Genomic DNA, 23,879 nt, shown 5'->3' on the forward strand with positions numbered 1-23,879 from the left:
GCCACCCCCGCAACTACCTGGCATTCCTCGGCCTCGCCGCAGCATTGTGCTGCTACAAGCGGCTCCACCGCCTCACCACATAGGACACGGTCTTAAAAACAATACCGGTGATTGATTTAGGTTGCTTTCGCGTGTCTGCTGGTTGGTTTGGTGGGTGGCACCAGTGTGACGGTGTAAGCCGGTGGTGAGGGTGGGTTGCGGTGGTGGGTTGCGGTGGTGGGTGTGCTTGAGGTGCCAGTTGCTCATCTTGCGTTTGATGACACGGGGGTTGGCCCGTCGTCTGCGAGGTGGCAGGAGTCGTTCGAGCAGCTCACGGGCAGTGTGACGGAGAGCCTGCGTCAGCTGTGAGGGGGGAAAGCGCCGCCTGGCCTGTGACGTGGCGGCGGGCGGCGTTGAGGGTGCGGGGGAAAGAGATCCGGTCGGGATCGAGGCCGGTCTCCTGGGCGGTCTGGTGCATGACGTCGCGCAGTGCGTGGTGGACGAGGAGGATTCCGTAGATCTCCTGCTCGACGCCGTCGGGATACCGCGATCGCAGGACGAGCTGCCGGCCGCCCTGGTGGGTCTTGATCTCGTCCAGGGCGTTCTTTAAGGTCCGTAACCACGCGCGAACGGCCAGGATGCCTGGGCACCTGGCGGTTCGGCAGCCACCGTCAGGCTGTTTGCCAGCCGGAAGTACGCCCACCCCGCCAGACAACCTCGAACTGAGTGATCACCGTGCCGGTCGGCGCGGTGAACCCGTAGCAGCTGCCTCCGTACCCATCACGGTCGGAAACGTCGTAGATGTTGCCGCCGGTGACCTTGAAGCGGCCGTAGACCCCCACACCGTCCTCTGCCCGGTCGCATACCGACCCGTTCTTGTGGTCGTACGACAGCCAGATGTCCCCGAGCACCGTTCCGTCGGCAGCTTTGACGGTGGCGGAGCCGTAGTGGGCCGCCGCGGGCGTGGCAACGGCGAGCACGCAGGCTGCCGAGGCAGCGGCGACGGTAAGGAGGGGGGTGGTTCTTCTCAATGTGTTCTCCCTCGTGAGATGTCGGTGGGTTCAGTGGAGTGGCTGGCCTGGCAGGTCAAGCGGTCAAGGCGTCCAGCCACATGCGAACCGGCCAGGTGGCTGAGCGCTTGGCCGTTGACATGTCGTCAGTTGACCGTCCTCCAGCCGGAACTCTTCGTGGGATTGCTCCGCAAGACTGCTTCGATCGCGATGATGGACTTACCGGCCGGCGCGGTGTAGCCGGGGCAGTTGCCCCCGTACCCATCGGAATCGGCAACGTCGATGATGGCACCGCCGGTGATCTTGAAGCGGCCGTAGACACCCAGACCGTCCGCCTTCCGGTCGCAGACATAGCCATGCCGGTGGCCGTCGTAGACCGTGACCTCCGCGACCGCCGGAATACCGCTGTAGACGTAGGCACTCATCGTGTGGGCCGCTGCAGGCGTCGCGAAGGTCAGCATGCCGACGATCGTGGCACTGGCGACGCCCAAGGCTGGGACGGTTTGCCTCAAGGTAATCCCCCTCGTAGATGCGTGAGGTCTCTGTGATGTAAGTCACGCGGGCGGAATGCTGGCATGCACCAGACAGGATGTCAACGGTGGGGCCGGCGGCCAGTGCGGGGAGTCGCGACACAGTTCCTTCTCGGTCAACAGGGCCTGATCTACTACGACTTCGCTGCCTGACTAGAGGACGGTCCCTTGGAGCAAGCTGGACTACGGCACCCACGCCATCGACGACTCGGGATGCTGGTGCGGTGTCTTTCAAGCCTCCGTCTGTTGTTCCTCCTTTGACGCGGCCGCAGTTGGCCGAGGCCCGGCGTGTGCGGGCGGCCGAGTTGTTCGATCAGCGGCGTTCGGGTGCCGAGATCGCGCGGATGCTGGGGGAGAGTGGCGAGAGTGCGCGGCGGTGGAGACGGGTCTGGGAGAGGGGCGGCGCTCATGCTTTGCGTCGGTGTCCGGCCACAGGGCGTCCGCCCAAGCTGGACGAGGAACAGGTCGAGCGGGTGCGGTCCGCGTGGGAACAAGGTGCTCAGGCGCATGGCTTCGAGGCCGATCCGTGGACTCTGGAGCGAGTCGGTGTGGTCGTCACGCGGGTGACTGGGGTGACGCTGTCGAGGGCGTCGGTGTGGCGGTTGCTGACGGGCCGGCTGGGAGGGAGTCTGCAGCGGCCCGAGCGACGGGCGGTCGAGCGGGACGAGTCGGAGATCGCCCGCCGGATCGCCCATGAGTGGCCGCGGATCAAAAAGGGGCGGTGAACACACGTGCCTGGATCGTGTTCCTCGACGAATCGGGCGTCTCCTTGCTGCCGCAGGTCCGCCGCACCCATGCACCCCGAGGCCACACCCCGCTCCTGCGGCACCGGCTGAACTGGAAGCGGGTCTCGATGGCCGCGGCTCTCGGCTACCACGCCGCCGACCCCGAGGTCCTCGGTTGTGCTTCCACCTCAAACCCGGCAGCTATGACACGGTCGGACTCATCGAGGTCCTGGAGCAGATGAAGGTGTTCTACCGCGGGGAACGGGTGGTGCTGGTCTGGGACGGACTGTCCGACCACTGGAGCCGGGCGATGCGGGCCTGGGTCGCCGAGCAGGACTGGCTCAGCCTCGAGCGATTACCCGCCTACGCACCCGAGCTCAACCCGGTGGAGCTGCTGTGGTCCTCGCTCAAGAAACGCGAACTCGCCAACCTCGCCGGCGACCACCTCGCCGACGTCGCAGACGCCACCGAGCAAGGCATCCACCGCGTCAACACCAACCCACAACGGCCCTGGTCCTTCCTCACCCACACCGGCCTCACCATCCACCCAACAACCCCACAGAGGTAACGAAAAGATCAGTCGGCAGCGCTTCCACCGTGTGGAGAATGTGGCCGTCGGCCCGAGCCGGCGCCCGCTCACGTCGGGTGCGCGGCGGCCACCCCTCCCCCTTCTCCATCACCGTGCCGCCGGTTGGCGAGGGGCATGTCAGTCGCGCGTCGCGAGGAAGGTGTGGGCGATGCCTGTCTGCCAGCCGGGCAGCGGCAGTACCCGCACGTTCCCGAACCCGGCGCAGCGGAGGCGGTCGGCGAACTGGGCTGCGGTGTCGAACTCGAGCACGCTACGGCGCAGGTGCCGGTAGAGGGCCGCGTCTCCGTGCAGTCGGCCCCAGGGCACGACCAGGCCGCTTGTCACCGCGTTCCAGACCGTCCGGTGGACTGCGTGGCCGCTCAGTGCGTACTCGTGTACCGCAAGTCGCCCGCCGGGGCGCAGGATGTCGCGGACGGTGCGGAGCACGGCGTCGGGGTCGGCGACGTTGCGGAAGAGGTAGGCGGCGAACACGGCGTCGTAGGGCCCCGCGGCGTCGGTGAAGGCCACGTTCTCGGCTGGCGCGTGGACGAAGGAGACGGAGGAGGGCCAGGTCTTGGCCCGAGCCCGCTCCAGCATCCCCGCCGAGGCGTCTACACCGGTGACGGTGGCGTGGGGCGCGGCGTGCAGCAGAGCACTGGTCGAGGAGCCTGTTCCGCATCCCAGGTCGAGGACGGACAGGCCGGAGCCTTCGCCGGGAAGCCGGAGGCGGCGGGCGGAGCGCCGGAGGTGCCCGTGGTATCCGGGGTTCGCTGCGGTCATGAGGTCGTAGGAGGGAGCGGCGCGGTCGAAGGCTGCGGTGAGGTCGTGGTCGTGGAGCAGGGCCATTGGGGTCCTTCCGGTCGGCTCAAGCCTGGGGCTGTTCCGCCCGACGTGCCGTGTGCCACGCCGTGTGTGTCCGGGTGACCTCCGCCGGGCTTGCGGCCGGGCCCGGTGTGACTGCTCACCGCCCTGCGTCAGACGGGGGGCGTCAGGGAGCGAAGGGGTTGATCCGTACGGCGTAACTCCGGATGTCCGGCGTCTCAGCCGCGGTACGCATGCGCCGAGCGAGCCGGTCTTCCGGCGGCCGTCGGTGAAGGGCAGGCGCATGCGCGCAGTGGACCCGCTCCATGTCGATAGCGATGTGGCGGCGGCTGTGAACAGGGTGTTGGCGGCAATCCTTGGACGTCGACTCGAGGAGGCAAGGGCGCTGGACCCGCTGTTTGCCGCGGACCTCGCGGGTCGGGTCGCCCGCTTCACCCTCCAGGGCGGACGGCGCATACGTCCGCAGTTGTGCTGGTGGGGCATGCGCGCCGCGGGTGGCGGGGCGCCGCAGGCGGAGGCTGCCGTCGGTGTCGGCGGTGCCCTGGAGCTCGTCCAGACGTGTGCGCTGATCCAGGACGACGTGATGGACGGCTCGCCGCTGCGCCGGGGCCGGCCGGCGGTGCACGTCGAGTTGGACGAGCAGTACGCGACGCAGCGGCGTGACCGGCCGTGCGGCACGTTCGGCGGAGCGGGCGCCGTACTCGCGGGCGATCTCGCTCTGGTATGGGCCGACGACGCTTTCGCGGAGGCGACGGCCCAGTCCCCGGCGGCGGTGCAGGCGGCCGCCGTCTGGCGCGCGATGCGAGCGGAGATGGTGGCCGGCCAGTACCACGATCTGCATGCGCAGGCGACTGCAGACCGGTCCTCTGCGCGGGCGGTGCGGTCCGCCGTGCTCAAGACGGCCCTGTACTCGGTGGAACGTCCGTTGATGCTCGGCGCCACGCTCGCCGGCGGATCGGCGAGCGCCCTTTCGGCTCTCAGCAAAGCAGGCCGTTGCGCGGGAGTGGCCTTTCAGCTCTACGACGATCTGCAAGGAGCGTTCGGCAACCCGGTCTCGACGGGGAAGCCGGTGGGCGAGGATCTGCGCGAGGGCAGGCCGACGTATCTGGTCGCGGTGGCCCGGGAACGCTGCGAGGCCGCTGGGGACCGTTCCGGGCTGCACGTTCTGGACGGGGTCGTCGCTGCCCGGTACGGGGCGGCCGAGGAGGACGTGCAGCGAGCTCAGGAGGTCCTGGACCGGGGCGGGGCACGCGCTCAGGTCGCAGCCCAGGTGGAGCGGCTGTGCCGCCGGGGTGAGGAGGCGCTCGCAGGCGCGGATCTCGACCAAGGCGCCACGTCCCGTCTCAAGCAGTTGCTGCGCGGTGCCTGCGGCCTGCCGTCCGGAAGGGAACCGGCCACAGCCCCGGAGTCGGGGCCGGAGACCGAGCTCGTCGCGGCATTGGACGACGCGCTGATCGGAGATCTGTGGTGAAAGCGTTGCAGGGAAGAACTGATCACGTCGTCGTCGTGGGAGCCGGGCTGGCCGGTCTGTCCGCGACGCTGCATCTGCTGGGGGCGGGACGGCGGGTGACGGTGGTGGAGCGCGATGACGTGGCGGGTGGCCGCGCGGGGCGGATCGAGCGGGAAGGGTATCTGATGGACACGGGACCCACCGTGCTCACGATGCCGGATCTGCTCGCCGAGACCTTCGCAGCGGTCGGTGCGCGGATGCGGGACCACGTCGAGCTGGTGGCCCTGCACCCGGCCTACCGAGCACAGTTCGCGGACGGCAGTCGGCTGGACGTCCATACCGATGCCGAGGCCATGGCGGCGGAGGTGGAACGGTTCGCGGGGGCCCGGGAGGCCGCTGGGTACCGCCGCCTGCGTCGGTGGCTGACCGAGCTGTACGCCTTGCAGATGGGCCGGTTCATCGACGCGAACTTCGACTCGCCGTGGCAGCTGGTGCACCCCGATCTGGCGCGGCTGGCCCTGAAGGGGGGCTTCGGGCCGCTCGACCGCGCGATCGGCCGCTATCTCCGGGACGAGCGGCTTCGACGGGTCTTCTCCTTCCAGTCGTTGTACGCGGGCGTGGCGCCGTCCCGGGCCCTGGCCGCCTACGCGGTCATCGCATACATGGACACCGTGGCGGGGGTCTACTTCCCCCGGGGCGGTATGCATGCCGTACCTGCCGCGATGGCTCGGGTGGCTGCTGCCGCAGGCGCGGAAATGCGGTTCGGCGAGCGAGTCGTCAGCTTGGAGCGACGGGGAGAGCGAGTGACCGCGGTCGTCACCGACTCCGGACGGATCGCCTGCGACGCGGTGGTTGTGACCCCCGATCTGCCGGTCGCCTACCAGTTGCTGGGGCGACGCCCCCGGCGCCCTGTCCGGCTGCGGCACTCACCCAGCGCGGTCGTGCTCCACGCGGGTACCGACCGGACGTGGCCTCAGCTGGCTCACCACACGATCTCGTTCGGAGCCGCCTGGGACAGCACCTTCCGTGAACTGAGCCGTGCCGGTCGGGTGATGAGCGACCCTTCTCTGCTGATCACTCGTCCGACGGCCACCGATCCGTCACTGGCCCCGCCCGGTCGCCACCTGCACTACATCCTGGCACCGACCCCGAACACCGAGGTGGGTCCTGATGCGGTCCACTGGGGCGACCTGGGAGCGCGCTACCGCGACTCACTGGTCGATGCGTTGGAGCGCCGCGGCCTGCACGGGCTGGGCGACGCCATCGAGGAAGAATGCCTGGTCACACCTGCGGACTGGGCAGCGCGCGGGCATGCGGCCGGAACGCCGTTCTCCGTGGCGCACACGTTCGCCCAGACCGGTCCCTTCCGGCCGCGCAATCTGGTCCGCGGCACGGCGAACGCCGTGCTTGCGGGATGTGGCACGACTCCCGGGGTGGGTGTGCCGACGGTTCTGGTCTCAGGAAAGCTCGCCGCCCTGCGGATCACCGGTACGCCGGGCCGCCGCGTCCGCCGCGTCGACCCAGCCACGCCGTCCGCACCGGTCCCGCCGGTCACGAGCCGGCCGGAGGTGGCGGGGTGACCGCCCGGGAGCTGGACGCGGCGGGCATCCTGAACGCCGAGCTTCGCGCCGACTACACAGCCTGCCGCCGGCTCAACGCGCGTCATGGAAGGACTTACTTCCTTGCCACGCGGCTCCTTCCTGTGGATCGGCGATCAGCTGTCCACGCCCTGTACGGGTTCGCGCGCCACGCCGACGACATCGTCGACGACCTGGGAAGCGGGGCCACGCTTGCCGAGCGGGAGGCGGCTCTGAACGCGCTGGAGGCCCAATGGGTAAAAGCGCTCACCGGCGGCCGGGTTGAGGAGCCCGTAGTGCGAGCAGTCGCCCACACCCGGGCCCGCTACGGCATTCCAGCGGGCCACTTCAGGGACTTCCTGGCCTCGATGCGCAGCGATCTGTCCGTCACGGACTATCCGACGTACGAAGACCTGGCCGCCTACATGCACGGATCTGCAGCCGTGATCGGGCTGCAAATGGTGCCCGTCCTGGGCACGGTCGTCCCGAGCGCCGAGGCCGAGCCGCAAGCCGCGGCCCTGGGCGTGGCGTTCCAACTGACGAACTTCCTCCGGGACGTCGGGGAAGATCTCGACCGGGGCCGGGTATACCTGCCCGCCGATCTGCTGGGCGCCCATGGCGTAGACCGATGTCTCCTGGCGTGGAGTCGCTCGACAGGCCGGCACGACAGGCGCATCACCGAGGCGCTGAAGGCCGCGGCTTCCCTCACGCGCCACATCTACCGCGCGGCTGAGCCCGGCATCGGTCAGCTCCACAAGGTGTCGGCGCCCTGCGTTCGCACGGCGTTCGTGCTGTACCGCGACATTCTGCGGGCCATCGAGGACGACGGGTTCTCCGTCCTGCACCGACGGGCCGCCGTGAGCCGACGACGCCGGCTTGCGGTGGCGGGACGCGGTTTCGTCAGGGCCGTCGCGGTTCGCCGAAGGTGGCCGTCCCCCGGGCCGGGTCCCTGGAGCGGGACGATCAGCCCCCGGCTAGACGCCTCGCTCCCGCCGAAGCACAGGGCAACGGCGTGGGGCCAGCATGGCTCGCGGACCGGAGGTGAGGAACGGTGACCGGGATGCCGTTGAGATGGCGGAGGCAGGCCGTCGCCTGGGAGCGGCAGCGTCCGACGTGGCGCGAGGCGCGGCCGGCGTCGATCGCGGGTGCCCTGCGTCGTGCGCAGGCCCGCCCGTCGGGCAACTGGTTCGTCGTCGCGGACAGTCGCGACGTGCGGTCCGACCGTCCCGTCGGCCGGAGCGTCGGCGGGGTCGAGCTGGTGCTGTGGCGGGATGCGCACGGGGCGCCGGTGGCCGGCCCGGGGGCGTGCCCGCATCTGGGCGCGCCCCTTAGGGACGCCGCCGTCCGGTGCGGGACGCTCATCTGCCACTGGCACGGCATGAGTCTGGACGGGCGGCCCTTCGCCGGCTGGGAGCCGTGGCCGGTCCACGACGACGGGCTTCTGGTGTGGGTGCGCCTGGACGTGGTGGGCGGTGAGGAGCCCACGGAGCGGCCCGTGATGCCGGTCCGTGCGACCGGCGGCGAGGCAGTAAGCGCGGTCTACACCGGCGTGGGGGTGTGCGAGCCGGAGGACGTCGTGGCGAACCGACTGGACCCCTGGCACGGGGCGTGGCTGCACCCGTATTCGTTCGTGGACCTGAAGGTGCTGAAGGTTCCGGCCGAGGACGCCGTCGACGAGGCAGACGCCTTGGTAGTGGACGTGGCGTTCAAGGTCGCGGGGCGCGCCGTCGTCCCGGTACGGGCCGTCTTCACGGCGCCGGAGCCGCGAACGGTCGTGATGCGGATCGAGGCGGGCGAGGGTGCGGGGTCGGTGGTGGAGACCCATGCCACGCCTTTGACGGCGCCCGGGTCGGAGGTCCCCCGTACGGCTGTGGTCGAGGCGGTCGTGGCCGTTTCGGACCGGCGCGGCTTCGCCGTCGCCAGGGCTACGGCGCCTCTTCTCCGGCCGGCTATCCGGGCTGCGGCCGGCCGGTTGTGGCGTGACGATCTGGCGTACGCGGAGCGGCGTTGGTCCCTGCGCCGCCAGGGGCGGTTGCCGGGCTGACGAAGCACGGCGGATCTCGTGTCATCGGCGATTCCCGGACGGTCTGTGTTTCGCCGGTCGGCGGATCCTGCGGGACTGCGTCTTCTGCCGTTCCCGCGGTCGAAAGGGGCCGGGCAGAGTCCCTGTGCCAGGTCACGGGCTGCCGGCGAAGGCCGCGAGGCGGCGCAGGAGTGCGGATCGGCCGCGCCGGGGGACGGTCCAGAGGGTCTGGCCGCGCAGCCCCCAGCGGCGTAGATGCGTGTGGGCGGCCAGGAAGCCCGTAGTGGCCGCGCGTTCCATCAGGGCCACGGGCAGGTCGGTACGGACGAGATCTCCAGCAACGGACACGGAGGGGTCCGGCGTTTCGACCGTGGGGCGGTCGGTGCCGCCACCGACGGCGAACAACGGGCAGTCGGCGCGCCACACCCGGCGCTCGTCTACAACTCGGGCGCCACATGTCTCCGGGTAGACGCGGTGGAGTTCGGTCAGGAGAGTGCGGGAGAGCGTCTCCGGGTCGGACGCCGGCGCGGCCGCGTAGGCGTGGAGTTCAACGACCGATCCGCCTGACTTCCGCGCCCAGCGGAGAGCTTCACCCTCCCAGCGATCCAGGACGCTGATGTTGTCAAGCGGTCCGTAGCCGCTCGTGCCGAGGAATCCGGGCCGATCGGCTCCGATGGGCCGGTCGAGCCAGATCCGGTGGACCAGGAAGGGCGGCGCGCAAGCGAGGCGGCCGATGCGTGTGCGCCACGCGTCGTCGCACAGAGCGGGCGAATTCGCCACCAGAGAACGCAGCCCTCCCGCATCGAGAGCCAGGACGAGGGCGTCAGCGCGGTCCGTGCCCTCCCCGGTGACGAGTGTGTGCCCGCCGCCCGGGTTGGGCTCGACCGCGTGGACAGGTGTGCCGGTGCGGATCTGTGCGCCGTGGCCGTCGAGGTAGCGGGCGAGGGGGTCCCACAGTGCCTGCGGATAGGGTTCGTCCGGGACGTCGAAGAGGAGGCCCTCCGAGGAGCCGAGAAAGTAGATGTGGAACATCAGGGCGAGCTCGGCCGCGGAAAGCTCGCCCGGGTCGGCGAAGAAGCTGCGGGAGAACACCTCGAAGGCGAGGTGCTGGGCCGCCTCGGGAAAGCCGATGCGCTGCAGAAACGCGCGGGCGCTGACTTGGTCGTAGCGCTCGTACAGTTGGGGGAGCCTGACATCGAGAAGCGGCAGGGCGGCCTGCACGTCCAAGCGGCTCAGATCGCCCCAGCGGAAGCTGGGGCTCAGGGCGGCGAAGCCCAGGGCGTTCCATGGCGGGGTGCGCGGGACACGGGTGAAGCTGTCGTAGAGGCCGGACGCGTGCTGGAGGGGATAGTCGCCGATGTCTCGCAGGCGTTCCAGCCCGGGATCCACACGCCGCAAAAGGCCACGCAGGTTGTAGTACTGCCGGAAGAAAGCGTGGAAGCCCCGGCTCATGGTGACCGTCGAACCGTCGGCGAGTTCGACGGGCCACCCGGCGAGGCGCCCGCCGAGCGAGGCCTCCCGTTCGTAGAGGGTGACGTCGACGCCGCGCTCGGCCAGGAGGGTGGCCGCCGCCAGGCCCGCGATCCCTCCCCCGATGACGGCGCAGCGGGGCGCCCCTCTTCCGGCATGCCGGGCGAGGCCCTCGTGGGCTGGGACGACTTCGGCTTTCCGGTCGCGTCCGCGGCGCGCTGCCCGTACGGGTGAAGAACTCATCTGGCTGCCTTTCGATGCGGTCCGGTACCAGGAGGGGCGCGGATCAGCGGATGGTGCGGGGGAGGAACGGGAGACCTGCGGCGGATCGCAGCATCGGCAGTACGGGTGTCCGCAGCCCGATCAGCACGTCCTCCGCCGGGCGGGTTTCGCCGTCGAGGAAGCGCAGGAGGCGTTCGGCCGGGACGGTTCGGAAGAGCCGGCTGAAGAACGGCGCGCCCCGCACACGTCCGGTCGCGAGACCGTGCAGCAGGATCGAGTCCATCGCGAGGTGGCGGGCGCTGTAGGCGGGCGGCGGGACCGGTGTACGACCCTGGTGGACGGCGGCGGCGACGGCGCGGGTCTGGCGCTGGATCGCCGAGAATGCGTAGCCCGTGGAGGGACGGATGGCTCCTCCGGCCGCGCCGATGCGGAAGACGTGACGTCCGGCGCGGGAAGCGTGGTGAGCGTCGGTCATCGGGATGATGCCGTGCTCCTCGGCGAGGACCTCGTGCGGGCCGAGGCGGAGCACGTCCTGGGTGTAGTGGAGCAGCGCGGCGTCATAAGCGTGCTGCGGCAGGGCGGCTGGGCCGAACTCCGTGTACTCGACCAGCGCCTCGCAGGGACCGGTGGGCAGAACGTAGCCGAAGGACAGGCCCTGCAGGGGCTGTGGTGTCCGGAAGTCCATCAGCTCCACGACCTCCGACTGGAACACCGGTCGGCGCGTACGGACGAACCAGCCGCGGAAGTGCTGGAGGAGCGCGGTCCTGGCGGGCGCGGGCACGGGCGGGCGGGAGTCGAAGACCCAGCGTGCCCGCACGGACGTCGGGGCTCCGCCGGATGTGCGGCAGGCGAGTGTGGCGCCGCCGCGCCCATCCTCGATCCCCTCCACGATGGCCTCGACCCGGGTCAGGGCGTCGAGTCGCGGGCGCAGGCCCTCCTCGAAGGCGGGCGAACGCAGCATCTTGTAGCGGAACCGACCCAGGTGCCGGGTCGAGACGGGACCGTCGGGAGCCCGTACCCGAAGGCGGTCCCAAGTGGCGGTCACGAGGTCGTCGTAGTCACCCGGCCCCTCCTCCCAGTAGCACCATGTGCGTTCTGGTGGTCGCAGTGCCCCGGGCGGAGCGTCTACGAGGACGACGGAGGGGGCGGGTACACCAGCGGATGGGCTGAGCAGACGCCAGGCGAGCGACAGTCCGGCCGCGCCGGCCCCGACAATTGCCACGTCGCTCTGCGGCACTTGGTCTCCTCCTCCGGCCGGGCGGTGCCCGGGCGACCGGCTTCGCCAGGCGCCGCCAGCGGTGATCGTATGCCGCCCCGGCCCGCCGACCGGTCCATCGCCCTCGGCGTTTCGTGTCCGGGCGGCCGGCGGGGACACCTGGTCCCGGGCAACATGGTGGGCGCCATCCGCCTTCGCCGGCTCGCCGATGCGCCTTGGCCGACGACGTTGCCGCGTGTCGCCGAATCTCCGCCACTGTGAGCTCGATGACCCCGGCTGCCTAGTCGATTCCGCCCCTTCTCCCGGGCCTGGTGTGCCGTGACCCTGAGGCGTACAGGGTCCTCGCGCACGCGTCTCGGACTTCATTCTGGACAACGACCCCTGGTGCCCGGGCACGTCCACGGTCACTGAGGGTGGGAGCCGGCGACGTGCCGGAGCACGGCTGAACGGCACGCGCATCAGCCACAGCGAGGCGGGTGCCGACGCGGAGCGACCACACCGGCCGACCGCATCGCGGCAGCAGCTGCTCCCCGTCCCCCCTTGCCGGTGGTGCGGTCGCCTCACGCACCCGTTGTAGCGACATGGTGCAGGCATACCGGATCTCCGACGGCGACGAGGAGATGGGCGCGGGTACGGGGGTGTTCTCCAAACTGCATGCACTCGACCTCCCTGCGAACGCGTTTCCCGACCGCTACGACTCAGGACCGGCACACACTCAGATCAGTGAGTGATGTCGTTCGCAAGGTTCGGTCCGACAACAGGGCGTGGACGCCGGCGCTCGACCATCCTCACCTTCACCGCCAGGCGTGATGCCCGATCTGCGGCCATTGATCGACGCCCGCCTGGCCGAGGCCGGGTCCCGGGCCGCCGGGCTGGTCTCGTTCACGGAAGGCCGTGCGACGTCGCTCCCCGCCTCGTACAGTCGATCGACCGGTATCGATGTCGGAGGGGGCTCTTGTGTCAGGGCGTGTGTTGTCCGGGCGCTATCTGCTGGGGGACCGCCTGGGGGCGGGCGGAATGGGCGTGGTGTGGCGTGCTCAGGATCTCGTGCTGCACCGTGAAGTCGCCGTCAAGACGGTCTCAGGGCCTGGTGTGACGCCGGAGGCGGCCGCCCGTCTAGAGCGCGAGGCACGGGCCGCGGCTGGTCTGTCGGCCAGTCCGCACGTCGTCACGGTCTATGACTTCGGGCGTGACGGCGAGACGCTGTTCATCGTCATGGAGCTGGCCCCCGGCCGCACGTTGGATCGCGTCCTCGCGGCCGACGGCGTGCCGGCACCAGCCCGGGCGGTCGACTGGGCCCGCCAGGTGTGCGCGGCGCTGGAGGCCGCACATGAGCGCGGGATCATCCACCGTGACATCAAGCCCGCGAATGTCATCCTGACACCTGACGGGACAGTCAAGGTCCTGGACTTCGGCATCGCCTGGTTCCATCCCGCCCTGGGTCTTGGCCAGCTGAGCGAGGCCGGGGGCATCCTGGGCAGCGCGCCGTGGATGTCGCCGGAACAGGCGCGTGGCACCCAGGTCGGGCCCGCGTCCGACCTCTACTCCTTGGGCTGTCTGATACACCACCTGCTCACCGGACAGCCCCCGTTCTCCGACCGAGACGCCCTCTCACAAGTCGTCGGGCACGTGGCCGAGGTCCCTGAACCGCCTTCCCGTGCCTGCCCCGGGCTGCCCACGAAAATCGACACCCTGGTGGCCGACCTCCTGGCCAAGTCCCCCGACCATCGCCCCACGTCAGCCGCTGAGACCGCAGCCCGCCTCGGCGCGATCGCCGAACTTCTGGGGAACGGGGCGACCGTCGGCCGCGGCCGCCCTCGCTCTGCGTCCGGGCACTCCACCGGGCGGCCGGGTCGCCGCACCCTCCTGATCGGCGTAGGGGTGGTCGTGGCGGGAGGGACGACCGCGGTGGTCGTTCCCAAGGTGCTGCACCGCCCCGGGCGTGGGACTGGGCCGGGCCCCGTCAGGACGAAGTGGAAGGTGCCCGGAGCATTCCACGCGTTCGGCCGGGTCGGATCCGTGCTGCTGACGACGGCGTCGGAGGAACCTGCGTTCCGGGCCAGGGACGCACTCACCGGGAAGGAGTTGTGGCAGCTGCCCGAGAAGACGGAGTTCGTCCACAGATCCCTCTCCTTCTCCACGGACCTCGTTCTCCTCGACCGCTCCTTCGACACAGCGCAGTGTCTCGACGCGCGGACCGGAAAGGTCCGGTGGACCCACCGCCGAGAGCCGGAGGACAACGAGGTCACCTCCGGCGGATACGCGGTCTTCGCGGACGGCGCCCTGTTCACCGCCCTCGGAGCCTGGGTGTACCGGCTGGATGCCCGGACTGGAACGAAGATCTGGTCCCGTCGGATGAACGGCGCTCTCGGCACGGTCCACGGCCTGGAGCACCATGGAGGACTGCTCTTCGCCCAGGACTGGAAGGAACGGTGGACAGCCATCGACCCGGCCACTGGCACACCTCGCTGGACGGACCGGTCCGGGGACCCCAGTAGCGGAATCCCCGTGGACTTCGCCGGCGCGGCGAACGGCAAGATCTATTTCAAGGGCGACGAACAACTGCGCGTCATCAGAGCCACAGACGGCAGCACCCTCCCACCCCTGAAAGCGAACGGACGGATCCTCGCCGAACACGGAATCGCCCTTGGCTCGAACTCGGCATCGGAATCGACGGCCTGGTCGCTGAGGGACGGCCGACAACTGTGGAGCCTGCCCGACACCATGACGGACCTCGCCACAACCGGCACGACTGTCCTGTTGGCAGAATCCACCCCTTCCGAGGGCGTGATCGCGGCCGACCTCCGCACCGGATCAGTCCTGTGGGAGGCAGACGACCTCGTCTTCCTGGGCGGCCAACCAGAGGAGAGCGACAAGCAGCCCTGGCTCTTCCACCGGACCAGCGACCCCACTCACCTAGTCAGGATCGACCCGGACACCGGAAGGCGGAGCAGCATCGGCACCTTTCCCCAGAACCTGATCTCGGCGGCCTGGTTCGACGGGACCCTGTACGCCAACTGCGGCGACGCCACCCCGCCCGAGTCCGTCGAGAACCCGAACCTGTACGCGGCAGACGCTCCCCGCCTCCCTTGATCTGGCCCGCCGATCACGGCCGGCCTGCCAGGTCAACGAGCCCCGACGCTTCGGGTGCTCGGCGGCCCGTACGTGCCGGTGCCCCGGTCTGCCGCTCGGGAAGCGGCGGAAGACCGGGGCGCCGGTGGCTGGGGTCAGCGGCGGTGGTGGCGGTGGCCCCAGGACTCGGTGTCCACGATGCGCCCACGGTCGTCGCGCAGCGTCGCGGTGTCGGAGCGGTTGTCCCACACGTAGTTGCGGCGGTCCTGGAACAGGTCGGTGCGGGTGTCGCGGCCCTCACCGGTGTGGATGCGGACGGTGGAGCGGCCGGCGAGGCGGTAGTCGTTGAACTTGTAGCGGTGGCCGTCCTCGTCCTTCAGGGTCCAGCCGTTGAGGTTGATCGCATGGCGGGTGTTGTTGGTGATCTCGACCCACTCGGCGTTCAGCGACCGGACGGTGCGGTTGTCGCGTCCGGGGCTGTCGGCCTGGACGGCGCTGATCTCCACCCTCGGCGTCCGGTGACGGTCGCCGTCGTGGGCGGAGGCCGGCAGGGCGACGATCGAGACCATGGCGCCGGCCGCGAGGACGGTCGCGGCGATACGGCGGGCGGTCGAAGAAGCAGACAAGTGATGTCTCCTCAAGAACAGTGCTCCACCGGCCGGTTGCGGCTGGTGGGAGCGGTGCGGGTCCCGGTCCGGTGCTGGGCCGAGGACCCGAACTCTGCCGCCCTGCCGACCCTGCCGGAACGCCACCCGGGGCCCGTTACAGGGTAAGGACATTTCCGTAACTGACGGATGTATCGGACACAGGTGGTCAGCAGGCGTGGACCCGACATTCGCTGATGGATACACCCATCCGACCTGTGATCGACCGCAAGCCCTTGCCCACTCCGGCGCTCCACCGGTCGCAGCAGCGGGCGCACTCCGCCAGCAGAGTGAGCAGCCCGCGTAACAGCCGTTCTGCACGTTTCTTCGCATATCAGGCCACTCCTCGCACGGAATGGCGAAGCCGGGCGTCTGCTCGAGCAGCACACTGCCGGCGGCCCGTGTTGAAGCACCTACTGATCGTCAAACTGCGGTGAGCCAGTCGCGGTAGGCGTCTGCGAGGTTGTCGTCACGGCGAGTGCCGCGTTCGACGCAGGAGATGACGGCGGGCCAGACCCCGAAGTGCTCGGCCACGGTGGTGAGGGTGATGTTCTCGGACCGCCGCAGAGGCCGTAGGTCCCGATGTCGGGGACGGTGACCGTGGTGGTGAGGTAGCGGAACACCTCGCGGGCGACGGCCCGCTTGGGGAGTCGGATGATCTCCTTCTTCGTCCGGCCGGCCGCACCCTGCCGGGCCGCGTATTCGCGTGTGCGCCGGTCGCTGGCCATGCGGACGAGAGCGATGCGTCAGAGGGCCGCGTTGGCGGCCCGGTCACCGCCTCGGGAGATGCGGTGACGGCTGGTCTTGCCACTGGAGGCCGACACGGGGGCGACGCCGCAGAGAGCGGCGAAGGACGCCTCGGTGCGCAGGCGGTCGGCGTTGCCACCCGCGGTGATCAGAAGGCGATGGTTGGTCCGCTCGTCCACGCTGCCGGTCTCGTCTTGAGTGTTCGGGCCTGGTGGATACTGGGTTCCGATGGATTCCGCCCGCGCGACGCGCCTCCGCCGACTGGCCCGTACGCTCAGCGAACGGTTCTGCCTCGCCCCCCACCGGCACGGGGTGGTCGAGGCCCAGTGGTCCGGCTCCGCACGCGCGTGGACGTTCGCGTGGACCGATGGGCCGACGGTCGCGCAGGTGCGGGCAGTCTGCCGGGAGGCCGAGCCGGAGGCGAGCGAGGGCCTTCTGTACGTGCGCAGGCTCTCGGAGGACTCCGTCGCACTCGGTGCCGTCCGCCTGACGGTCTCGAACGCCACCGGCCCGGGCCGCCGCCCCCTTGTACGTCCGGCCGACGTGGAGGCGCTGTTTCGCGACGCAGCGTTTCCGCAGCCTCGCACGGAACGGGAACGTGCGCTCGTGTACGCCGTGGTCTACGAGCTCCACGACGCGCATCGCCGCAACAAGGGCGACGCCGGGGAGATCTGCGGGTTCATCAACCAGTACGGCCTGGCGATGTTCCTGCGTCGCTGCGGAGCCGAGCTGTCCCCCGTCGAGATCCTGACCGACCACTACGCGGCGACACACGCCCACCCCGCGTGGCGTCACCAACTGGCCCCGCTGGACGCGGACGTGCTGCTCCGGGCGGTCCGGAAGGACCCGCGGGCGTCGGCGAAGCTCATCGCTGCCGCCCTTGCCCTCCTGCCCGGACTACCGGCCGAGTGCACCGGGGCCGAGGACGAACTCCGGGCCCGTCTCGAGCGCAACACGCCGACGGCGTGGTCACGAGCGGGGAAGGGCTGATCCGCGCCCGGACTGCTTTCGTCCCGGGGCGGAAGCCGTCCGGGCGCCCGGTCCCGCCCTGTCACACCCCCGTCGTACGCTTCCCGTCATGAGTGTCTCCCTTTACTACAGTGCGCACCGCACGACACCGCCGACCGAGGCCGAGTCGGCCTCCGTCGCACGCGTCGTCGCCGCGCACACGTCGTCATTTCCGTACGACGACGAGGAAAGCCTGTACCTGTACGACCGGCGTACGTCCGGGCCGCACGAGATCGTGGCCGGGTCCACCAAAATGCCGCGCGATCCCGGTCGTCTGATGCCCGTGATCGCCCATGTGCTGGATTCCGTGACGGAGTTGCGCCGGGCCATGCCCGATGCGGAGTGGCGTGTGCACATGGACGACCTCGACGTCCCGTGGGACGAGGCCGAGGGGTACGCCCTGCCCGCGATGCGCGACGCGGACCTGATCGCTGAGCTCGCGGCAGTCCACGATGGAGACGTGGCAGCGGAATGACTGAGGGGAGCGCGGGGAGGGCCGCGGAGGCCGTGACACCGACGCCGGAGCAGCAGAGCCTCATCGAGTTCGGCGAGGCTCTGTACCGCCGCATCGCTGCAGATGCCGATACCGGTCACGTCCTGCTGCCCGAGGACGACGCGGTGGCTGTCGTTCACCGTGCGAGGGGCGGTGGGACGATCCTCGTGGCAGCCGACCGGTCGGTGCTTTTCTCCGGCTCCGCGCTCGACATCAGCGCCGCCCTGATCGACTTCCGGGCCGGCCGGCGCACGCCCGTGGAGCGGTTCCGGTAGCGGAGACCTGCGGGGCCCGCTGTGGGCCGCGTTCAGGTCGGGTAGCCGCGCCACGTCTGTCGGCGCCAGGGGCCATCCGTCTCCGGTGCGACCCGGCACGCGGTCTCCTTCACGGGGACCGATCCTGCAGGAACTGGAAGGCACCAACCACTGAGGTTGAACTCGTGGTGTCGTAAAGGCCGACGACTCCTCGACCGTGCGGTATCACCGGTGCATGCGGTATCCACAAGGGGGCGGGCTGACCGCCGAACGTCAGCAGTTCCGTGAGAAGTTACGGCTCAAGGCGGCGGAGCCGTTCGCCCGGGTTGAGGCGAGCGCGGTGATCGCCAAGGACCTGCGGGTCAGCGTCCGCTCGGTGCAGCGGTGGCGGCGGACGTGGGACGAGGGAGGTTCGCGGGCTCTGCGAGCGCAGACCTGTCCCGGTGCCGAGACCGAGCGAGAAGCAGTTCGCGCAGCTGGAGGCGGAGCTGGCCAAGGGGCCAGCCGCCCACGGCTGGGAGGACCAGCGATGGACACTCGCGCGGATCGAGACTCTGATCGGTCGGCGCTTCCACATGAGCTACACCATGCAGGGCGTGCGGAAGCTGCTGGTGCGTAACGGCTGGTCCTGCCAGGTCCCGGCCCGGCGCGCGATCGAGCGGGACGACGACGCGGTGGCCGGGTGGGTAAAGGAGGTTCGGCCTTGCGCGGAAGACTCGCGGCGGTGAGTGGAGCCTGGCTCGTCTTCGAGGACGAAGCCGGATTCTCCATGACGCCGCCGCAGGCCAAGACCTGGTCACAGAGCGGCCGGACCCGGTCGTGCGGGTCCGGGGCCGGTCCCGCAGACGGGTCTCCATCGCCGCGCTGACCTGCTACAAACCAGGCCACCGGTCGAGGCTGATCTACCGGCCGCGCCTGGACGACGGCCAAAGCGATGGACGCAAGAGCGTCTCCTGGCGCGACTACCGGGACCCGATGATCACCGCCCACCAGCCCGGCGGCCCGATCGTGCTCGTCTGGGGATACCTCAACGTCCACAAGGTCGCTGACCTGCGAAAGTTCACCCAAGGCCGGGACTGGCTGACCATCTACTACCTGCCGCCCTACGCACCCGGCCTCAACCCCGTCGAAGGGATCTGGTCCCTGCTGCGACGTGGCCATCTCTCCAACGTCGCCTCAGCACACCCGGACACCTCGCCCAGCGCCTCCGACGCGGCCTACGGCACATCCAGTACCGCAGCCGCCTCATAGACGGCTGCCTCGCCGAAACCGGCCTGACCATCAGACCCACCTGAGTAGTCCAGCAACACCACGAGTGCAACCCTCACTCACCCTGTGAACGGTCATGGTCGGTGATGGCCCGCTGACACTTTCCCGGCCACCCGTCTGCCGCCCCTGGATGCGTGAGACGTGAACCAGGTAGGCGATCATCGTGTGATGGATACAGGTATGTGGCCGACGCTCCTGGACGCGGAACGGGATCAGTGGGTTTACCTCTCTGGGCAGGCCCTGGGGCCGCTGCGCATGGATATGCATCGCGAGGAGGTCGTCGCGGCTTTGGCCGCGCATGGGTTTGCCACGCAGTCCGACGGATGCATCGAGGGGTGGGATTTTGTACATTTCGCCAAGGAAGGCAACCCGGTAATCAAGGCGGCGGTGGAGTGCTACTTCCACGAGGACGGGGAACTGGCCTACGTCCTCGTCGACGGCCGGTTTGGCCCACAGGTGGCAACCGAGCACGACACAGGCATCCAGTTCAGTTACGGCGGCGACTGCTTCTGCGACGGCTTCCAGCTCGAAATCGGCGCACAGCGTGCCGGCGACCACGCCGTTTCCTGGGCCCTGTTCTTCATCGCCGGAGAGGACCCTTCCCTCCCCCGCGACGCCGCGCCCACGGCGATCTGGCACCGCTGGTAGACGGCACCACGCTCACCCTGCCGCGTCGCACGCCTACACGGAACCGACGGAGGAATCGCATCCCGGGACCGGCGGCGGGACCATTCGGATTCCGACGACACCACGCGTTCCCGATGTACGTCGTGCCGCAGGTCTCCCTGGCCCACGCCGACGTACGGTCGGAGCACTGCATCCGACAGGACGGATCCCGAAGGACCGGCCGCCCGCAACCCACCCCCGAGCAACGCGTGGACGGGGCGTACGACGCATCTCCGGTTGCGACCTCGGCAGCGACAGGCTGTTCCTGGACAACATTCCCTCCCGGGGGCAGTGCTTCGACGTCGCCCCCTTCCGCGACCTCCCTTCGTCCCAGGAGGCAGGCCGTGTCCGTTCGGGTGATCTCTACGTCATGACCGCCCTGAGGTTCGGGTCGACCTTCAGCACGGCTGCGCTTCGCCATTCGGGTCCACCGGGCGAGGCAGGTGTCGACGGAGCGGAGGTTGCACGGAGCCGTAGCGGCGCGAATCCGCGCTGCGGTCACGGGCGCGACCTGCCGTGGCGGTTCAGACCGGCATACCTCGGTTCAGTAGACCAGCGGCTGACATTCGATAACAGAATCACAAAAACGACCGCACGTTCAGTACGAGTTTACTGAACCGGCTTCACCATCTCATCCACTCGCAATTAAAGCGTTCTTCACACTTGACATGGATCCGGCCACGGGTGCCTCATGGTGGACACCCCCGACGTGCAAAACCAGCGGCTCGTCATAGAACTCTGACAACGTTGTCTAGTTGTCGGAGTTCTGCGTGGACGGGGCTTCATTCCCCCATTTCTCACGAGGAGAGGCATGACCAAGTCACCGCGCAGGACGTGGTTCACGGCAGCTGGCAGCACCCTCGCCGGCGTGGCCGGACTGCTGCTGCCCGTCTTCGGCACCGCCGGAGCCGCCCAGGCCGCCGACAGCGGCATCCACGTCAGCAACGGCCGGCTCTACGAGGCCAACGGAAACGAGTTCGTGATGCGCGGGGTGAACCACACGCACGCCTGGTACCCGGGCGAGACCGGCGCCATCGCAGACATCGCCGCCACGGGCGCCAACACCGTCCGTGTCGTCCTCTCCAGCGGCGACCGCTGGACGGAGACCAGCACCTCCCAGGTGTCGTCGATCATCGACGACTGCAAGACCAACAAGGTCATCTGTGTCCTGGAGGTGCACGACACCACCGGGTACGGCGAGGACGGCGCCGCCGCCACACTCGACCAAGCCGCCGACTACTGGGTGGGCGTCAAGAGCGCTCTCCAGGGTCAGGAGGACTACGTCGTCGTCAACATCGGCAACGAGCCCTTCGGCAACAGCGGTTACGCCGCCTGGACCGACGCCACCAAGAACGCCATCGGCAAGCTCCGCAACGCCGGCATCGAGAACGCGCTCATGGTCGACGCCCCCAACTGGGGCCAGGACTGGTCGAACACCATGCGGACCAACGCGAGCTCGGTCTTCGCCGCCGACCCGCGTCGCAACACGATCTTCTCCATCCACATGTACGGCGTATACGAAACCGCCGCCGAGGTCCAGGACTACCTGAACCACTTCGTGAACAACGGACTGCCCATCGTCGTCGGGGAGTTCGGCGACAATCACAGCGACGGCAACCCTGACGAGAACGCCATCATGGCCACTGCCCGCTCGCTCCGCCTCGGCTACCTCGGCTGGTCCTGGAGCGGCAACGGCAGCGGTGTCGAGTACCTCGACATGGTCACCGGCTTCGACGCCGGCTCCCTCACCGCCTGGGGCAACCGGTTCATCAACGGTGCCGACGGCATCGTCACCACCTCGACCCGCGCCACGATATTCGGCGGCGGGAACGAAGGCGGCGGCGACACCGGCGGGACCGCCCCGAACGGCTACCCGTACTGCGTGAACGGCGGTTCCTCCGACCCGGACGGCGACGGCTGGGGCTGGGAGAACAGCCGCTCCTGCGTCGTCCGCGGCAGCTCCGCCGACCACTGAGCACCAGCGGCGCCCTCCCGTCCTCTGCGACGGGAGGGCGCCCGCGTCGTGCCGCGGGTCAGGCCAGCTGGGAGGCCTGCAGACGTGCGTAGGCCGCATCGCGGGCGAGCAGTTCCAGGTGGCTTCCGGACTCCACCACCCGACCCCGCTCCAGCACCACGATCCGGTCCGCCCGTCTGATCGTGGAGAGGCGGTGGGCCACGACGAAGACCGTCCGGCCGGCGACGAGACGGTCGAGGGCCTCCTGAACCTGCGCCTCGGAACGGGCGTCCAGCGCCGACGTGGCCTCGTCGAGTACCAAGACCCGGGGGTCCCGGATGAGGGCCCGGGCGATCGCGAGCCGCTGGCGCTGGCCGCCCGAGAGCCGGGTGCCACGCTCCCCCACGACGGTGTCGAGGCCGTCCGGCAGCGCGTCGACGAACTCGGCAGCGTTGGCGTCGCCCAATGCGCGCCGCAACGTCTCGTCGTCGACGCGCTCCATGCCGTAGGTGACGTTCTCCCGGATGCTCCCCTCGAAGAGGACGGACTCCTGGGGGACGACGGAGACGAACCTGCGGTAGCTTCGCAGGTCGAGCCCGGCCATGTCCTCGCCGTCGAGGAGCACCCGGCCTGCCGTGGGGCGGTGGAAGCCGAGCACCAGGTTGAGCAGGGTGGACTTCCCCGCGCCCGAGCCGCCGACGATCGCCAGGGTGGTGCCGACCGGGACGTCGAGGTCCACGTCGCTCAGGGCGGGCTCGTCGCCGTCGCCGTGCGTGAGGCCGACGCCCTCGAACCGGAACGCCCCGTGGACCGAATCCACCTGCTTCTTGCCGTCGTTGACCTCCAGGTCGGGCGCTTGGAGGACCTCGCCGACGGACTTGAGGGACTCAACCGCCCTGCCCACGACGGGGGCGAGCGCGAGCAGGCTTGTGACAGCGCCGGTGAGGGTGGAGAAGTAGGCGCTGAGCATGACGACCTCGCCCGGGGTAACCGACGTCCATCCGTAGTAGGCGACGAGCGCCGCACCGGCGAGGCAGGCGGTGCCGAGCCCGTTGAAGACGACCCAGGAGAGCGACCCGAAGCGGGCGTTGAGCAGGTCGAGCCGGGTCCCCTCCCGCTGCACCCGGTCGAGCTCGCGCCCGACGCGGCCCAAGGCCGTGCGCTCCAGGGCGTGGGCGCGGGTGATGGGGATGAGGGTGGTCATGTCGCTGACGGAGGCTGACATGCGCTCCACCGAGCGCCGGTAGGAGGTATTCCCCTCGCCGAGCCGCGCGCGCAGAGCCCCGATGAGCAGCACCGCGACGGGGACGAGGACGAGGAAGACCGGCAGGAAGACCGGGGTCACGACGGCGATGACGGCAAGGCCCCCCGCCAGTGTCGCGACGGCGGTCAGGCCGTTGTCCGCGCTCTGTTGGAGCCCCGTCTCCAGCGTCTCGACGTCCCGGACCACCTTGGCGTGCAGAACGGACGAGCTGGTGCGGCTGTGGAAGCCGATGGAGAGCTGCTGCATCCTGGTCACGAGAGCGGACCGCAGGTCGCGACCGAGCCGGCGGACCGCACCGTGCATCCAGCGGACATACAGCAGGTGCAGCGGGGGGTTCAGGCAGAGGACCGTGAGCATCACGGCGCAGTTCCACCAGAGTTCGGAGATCGGCCGGTGCTCGACGACGACGTCGATGACGTTCGCCGTCACCGGCGGGAGCAGCCAGACGGGCGCGTGCTTCGCGAAGAAGACCGCGACGGCCCCGGTGAGCCGTGGGCGATCGGGCCGGAAGAGGTAGAGGACGGTGCGGATCGGGTGTTCGCCCCGGTAACGGTGGTCGAGCGGACTGTGGTTCATGGCTTCTGCGGGCTTCCTTCGTAGGGGCCGGCCGCGCCGCTCACCGCGACACGCCTCCGGTGGCGGCACGTGAGCCAGGGCGGAGGCCCGTCGCGCACGAGGGCAGCCCGGTTCCACGGCCGTGGGACGGCCGGGTTCTCCCTGGGGCGAGGACGGCGGCGTGCTCTCGTAGAAGCATGTGGCGCGCGGGCACTCCGATGCCAGTGCCGACGGGCCCACTCCGAAGTTTTACGAAACTCTGGCTAAGACGTCGTTTCACTTGGTGAGTCGCCGGTAGTTGATGAGGCTGGTGGCGATGGCGGTGAAGGCGAGGAAGTGTTCTGGCTTGCGTTCGTAGCGG

Annotated in this window: 19 protein-coding genes and 2 pseudogenes; 13 read left to right on the forward strand and 8 right to left on the reverse strand. The window is 69.7% G+C overall.

Annotated features, from left to right (window positions below):
• Positions 1-650: 650 nt before the first annotated feature.
• Together ACZ4XX_RS38635 and ACZ4XX_RS38640 are read right to left on the reverse strand one after the other, a co-directional pair.
• Positions 651-1,010, reverse strand: coding sequence for a hypothetical protein (locus ACZ4XX_RS38635; RefSeq protein ID WP_468512487.1), 360 nt, complete (start codon positions 1,008-1,010; stop codon positions 651-653).
• A 125-nt stretch (positions 1,011-1,135) separates the two neighbouring features.
• Positions 1,136-1,450, reverse strand: a complete 315-nt coding sequence (locus tag ACZ4XX_RS38640; RefSeq protein WP_468512488.1) for a hypothetical protein — start codon at positions 1,448-1,450, stop codon at positions 1,136-1,138.
• A 413-nt stretch (positions 1,451-1,863) separates the two neighbouring features.
• Between ACZ4XX_RS38640 and ACZ4XX_RS38645 the strand changes: the two genes are divergently transcribed.
• On the forward strand, positions 1,864-2,244 hold the full coding sequence (locus tag ACZ4XX_RS38645) for a winged helix-turn-helix domain-containing protein (protein WP_468512504.1): 381 nt from the start codon (positions 1,864-1,866) through the stop codon (positions 2,242-2,244).
• A gap of 175 nt (positions 2,245-2,419) precedes the next feature.
• Positions 2,420-2,812, forward strand: a complete 393-nt coding sequence (locus ACZ4XX_RS38650; protein ID WP_468512489.1) for a transposase — start codon at positions 2,420-2,422, stop codon at positions 2,810-2,812.
• A 138-nt stretch (positions 2,813-2,950) separates the two neighbouring features.
• On the opposite strand, the gene ACZ4XX_RS38655 is transcribed toward ACZ4XX_RS38650, so the two are convergent.
• Positions 2,951-3,658 (reverse strand): class I SAM-dependent methyltransferase, encoded by a 708-nt coding sequence (locus tag ACZ4XX_RS38655; RefSeq protein WP_468512490.1) that lies wholly within the window; start codon positions 3,656-3,658, stop codon positions 2,951-2,953.
• A 259-nt stretch (positions 3,659-3,917) separates the two neighbouring features.
• Between ACZ4XX_RS38655 and ACZ4XX_RS38660 the strand changes: the two genes are divergently transcribed.
• From ACZ4XX_RS38660 to ACZ4XX_RS38675, 4 genes are read left to right on the forward strand one after another with little or no spacing between them, the layout of a single operon-like run.
• Positions 3,918-5,105 (forward strand): polyprenyl synthetase family protein, encoded by a 1,188-nt coding sequence (locus ACZ4XX_RS38660; protein WP_468512491.1) that lies wholly within the window; start codon positions 3,918-3,920, stop codon positions 5,103-5,105.
• Positions 5,106-5,140: 35 nt separating this feature from the next.
• Complete coding sequence (gene crtI / locus ACZ4XX_RS38665; RefSeq protein WP_468512492.1) at positions 5,141-6,664, forward strand: phytoene desaturase family protein; 1,524 nt, start codon at positions 5,141-5,143, stop codon at positions 6,662-6,664.
• Positions 6,661-7,716: a phytoene/squalene synthase family protein gene (locus ACZ4XX_RS38670; protein ID WP_468512493.1), complete on the forward strand. Its 1,056-nt coding sequence runs from the start codon at positions 6,661-6,663 to the stop codon at positions 7,714-7,716. The genes crtI and ACZ4XX_RS38670 overlap by 4 nt, the downstream gene beginning before the upstream one ends.
• Positions 7,717-7,721: 5 nt before the next feature.
• Positions 7,722-8,705 (forward strand): DUF5914 domain-containing protein, encoded by a 984-nt coding sequence (locus ACZ4XX_RS38675; protein WP_468512494.1) that lies wholly within the window; start codon positions 7,722-7,724, stop codon positions 8,703-8,705.
• A 132-nt stretch (positions 8,706-8,837) separates the two neighbouring features.
• Here the strand turns inward: ACZ4XX_RS38675 and ACZ4XX_RS38680 are convergent, their stop codons facing one another.
• Together ACZ4XX_RS38680 and ACZ4XX_RS38685 are read right to left on the reverse strand one after the other, a co-directional pair.
• Complete coding sequence (locus ACZ4XX_RS38680; protein WP_468512495.1) at positions 8,838-10,397, reverse strand: FAD-dependent oxidoreductase; 1,560 nt, start codon at positions 10,395-10,397, stop codon at positions 8,838-8,840.
• Between the two features lie 43 nt (positions 10,398-10,440).
• A complete protein-coding gene (locus ACZ4XX_RS38685; protein WP_468512496.1) occupies positions 10,441-11,613 on the reverse strand; it encodes a lycopene cyclase family protein in 1,173 nt (390 codons plus the stop codon).
• 918 nt (positions 11,614-12,531) lie between these two features.
• Between ACZ4XX_RS38685 and ACZ4XX_RS38690 the strand changes: the two genes are divergently transcribed.
• Positions 12,532-14,685 carry a serine/threonine-protein kinase gene (locus ACZ4XX_RS38690; RefSeq protein ID WP_468512497.1) on the forward strand — a complete coding sequence of 718 codons (2,154 nt, stop codon included), beginning with the start codon at positions 12,532-12,534 and terminating at the stop codon, positions 14,683-14,685.
• 134 nt (positions 14,686-14,819) lie between these two features.
• On the opposite strand, the gene ACZ4XX_RS38695 is transcribed toward ACZ4XX_RS38690, so the two are convergent.
• Together ACZ4XX_RS38695 and ACZ4XX_RS38700 are read right to left on the reverse strand one after the other, a co-directional pair.
• Positions 14,820-15,233: a lamin tail domain-containing protein gene (locus ACZ4XX_RS38695; RefSeq protein ID WP_468512505.1), complete on the reverse strand. Its 414-nt coding sequence runs from the start codon at positions 15,231-15,233 to the stop codon at positions 14,820-14,822.
• 680 nt (positions 15,234-15,913) lie between these two features.
• Positions 15,914-16,222, reverse strand: a pseudogene (locus ACZ4XX_RS38700) (transposase); the annotation flags it as partial.
• 61 nt (positions 16,223-16,283) lie between these two features.
• On the opposite strand from ACZ4XX_RS38700, the gene ACZ4XX_RS38705 reads away from it, so the two are divergent.
• The 6 genes and pseudogenes from ACZ4XX_RS38705 to ACZ4XX_RS38730 all read left to right on the forward strand — a co-directional run bounded on the left by ACZ4XX_RS38705 (position 16,284) and on the right by ACZ4XX_RS38730 (position 21,720).
• Positions 16,284-17,045 carry a hypothetical protein gene (locus ACZ4XX_RS38705; RefSeq protein WP_468512498.1) on the forward strand — a complete coding sequence of 254 codons (762 nt, stop codon included), beginning with the start codon at positions 16,284-16,286 and terminating at the stop codon, positions 17,043-17,045.
• A gap of 88 nt (positions 17,046-17,133) precedes the next feature.
• Complete coding sequence (locus tag ACZ4XX_RS38710; protein WP_468512499.1) at positions 17,134-17,538, forward strand: hypothetical protein; 405 nt, start codon at positions 17,134-17,136, stop codon at positions 17,536-17,538.
• A complete protein-coding gene (locus ACZ4XX_RS38715) occupies positions 17,535-17,831 on the forward strand; it encodes a hypothetical protein (RefSeq protein WP_468512500.1) in 297 nt (98 codons plus the stop codon). Before ACZ4XX_RS38710 ends, ACZ4XX_RS38715 begins: the two co-directional genes overlap by 4 nt.
• 214 nt (positions 17,832-18,045) lie before the next feature.
• A pseudogene (locus tag ACZ4XX_RS38720) lies at positions 18,046-19,105 on the forward strand (IS630 family transposase).
• Between the two features lie 154 nt (positions 19,106-19,259).
• Positions 19,260-19,727, forward strand: coding sequence for a hypothetical protein (locus ACZ4XX_RS38725; RefSeq protein WP_468512501.1), 468 nt, complete (start codon positions 19,260-19,262; stop codon positions 19,725-19,727).
• 829 nt (positions 19,728-20,556) lie between these two features.
• Positions 20,557-21,720: a cellulase family glycosylhydrolase gene (locus ACZ4XX_RS38730; RefSeq protein ID WP_468512502.1), complete on the forward strand. Its 1,164-nt coding sequence runs from the start codon at positions 20,557-20,559 to the stop codon at positions 21,718-21,720.
• 58 nt (positions 21,721-21,778) lie between these two features.
• Here the strand turns inward: ACZ4XX_RS38730 and ACZ4XX_RS38735 are convergent, their stop codons facing one another.
• Positions 21,779-23,539, reverse strand: a complete 1,761-nt coding sequence (locus ACZ4XX_RS38735; protein ID WP_468512503.1) for an ABC transporter ATP-binding protein — start codon at positions 23,537-23,539, stop codon at positions 21,779-21,781.
• Between the last annotated feature and the right edge of the window lie 340 nt (positions 23,540-23,879).

The sequence above is a fragment of the Streptomyces sp. NPDC029956 genome, from assembly GCF_055574655.1.

Coding starts and splice junctions, on each gene's coding strand:
- ACZ4XX_RS38640 (WP_468512488.1), bottom strand. CDS start 1,450: ATGCTGACCTTCGCGACGCCTGCAGCGGCCCACACGATGAGTGCCTAC.
- ACZ4XX_RS38645 (WP_468512504.1), top strand. CDS start 1,864: ATGCTGGGGGAGAGTGGCGAGAGTGCGCGGCGGTGGAGACGGGTCTGG.
- ACZ4XX_RS38655 (WP_468512490.1), bottom strand. CDS start 3,658: ATGGCCCTGCTCCACGACCACGACCTCACCGCAGCCTTCGACCGCGCC.
- ACZ4XX_RS38660 (WP_468512491.1), top strand. CDS start 3,918: ATGCGCGCAGTGGACCCGCTCCATGTCGATAGCGATGTGGCGGCGGCT.
- ACZ4XX_RS38675 (WP_468512494.1), top strand. CDS start 7,722: ATGCCGTTGAGATGGCGGAGGCAGGCCGTCGCCTGGGAGCGGCAGCGT.
- ACZ4XX_RS38680 (WP_468512495.1), bottom strand. CDS start 10,397: ATGAGTTCTTCACCCGTACGGGCAGCGCGCCGCGGACGCGACCGGAAA.
- ACZ4XX_RS38690 (WP_468512497.1), top strand. CDS start 12,532: ATGTCGGAGGGGGCTCTTGTGTCAGGGCGTGTGTTGTCCGGGCGCTAT.
- ACZ4XX_RS38695 (WP_468512505.1), bottom strand. CDS start 15,233: ATGGTCTCGATCGTCGCCCTGCCGGCCTCCGCCCACGACGGCGACCGT.
- ACZ4XX_RS38705 (WP_468512498.1), top strand. CDS start 16,284: ATGGATTCCGCCCGCGCGACGCGCCTCCGCCGACTGGCCCGTACGCTC.
- ACZ4XX_RS38710 (WP_468512499.1), top strand. CDS start 17,134: ATGAGTGTCTCCCTTTACTACAGTGCGCACCGCACGACACCGCCGACC.
- ACZ4XX_RS38715 (WP_468512500.1), top strand. CDS start 17,535: ATGACTGAGGGGAGCGCGGGGAGGGCCGCGGAGGCCGTGACACCGACG.
- ACZ4XX_RS38725 (WP_468512501.1), top strand. CDS start 19,260: ATGTGGCCGACGCTCCTGGACGCGGAACGGGATCAGTGGGTTTACCTC.
- ACZ4XX_RS38730 (WP_468512502.1), top strand. CDS start 20,557: ATGACCAAGTCACCGCGCAGGACGTGGTTCACGGCAGCTGGCAGCACC.
- ACZ4XX_RS38735 (WP_468512503.1), bottom strand. CDS start 23,539: ATGAACCACAGTCCGCTCGACCACCGTTACCGGGGCGAACACCCGATC.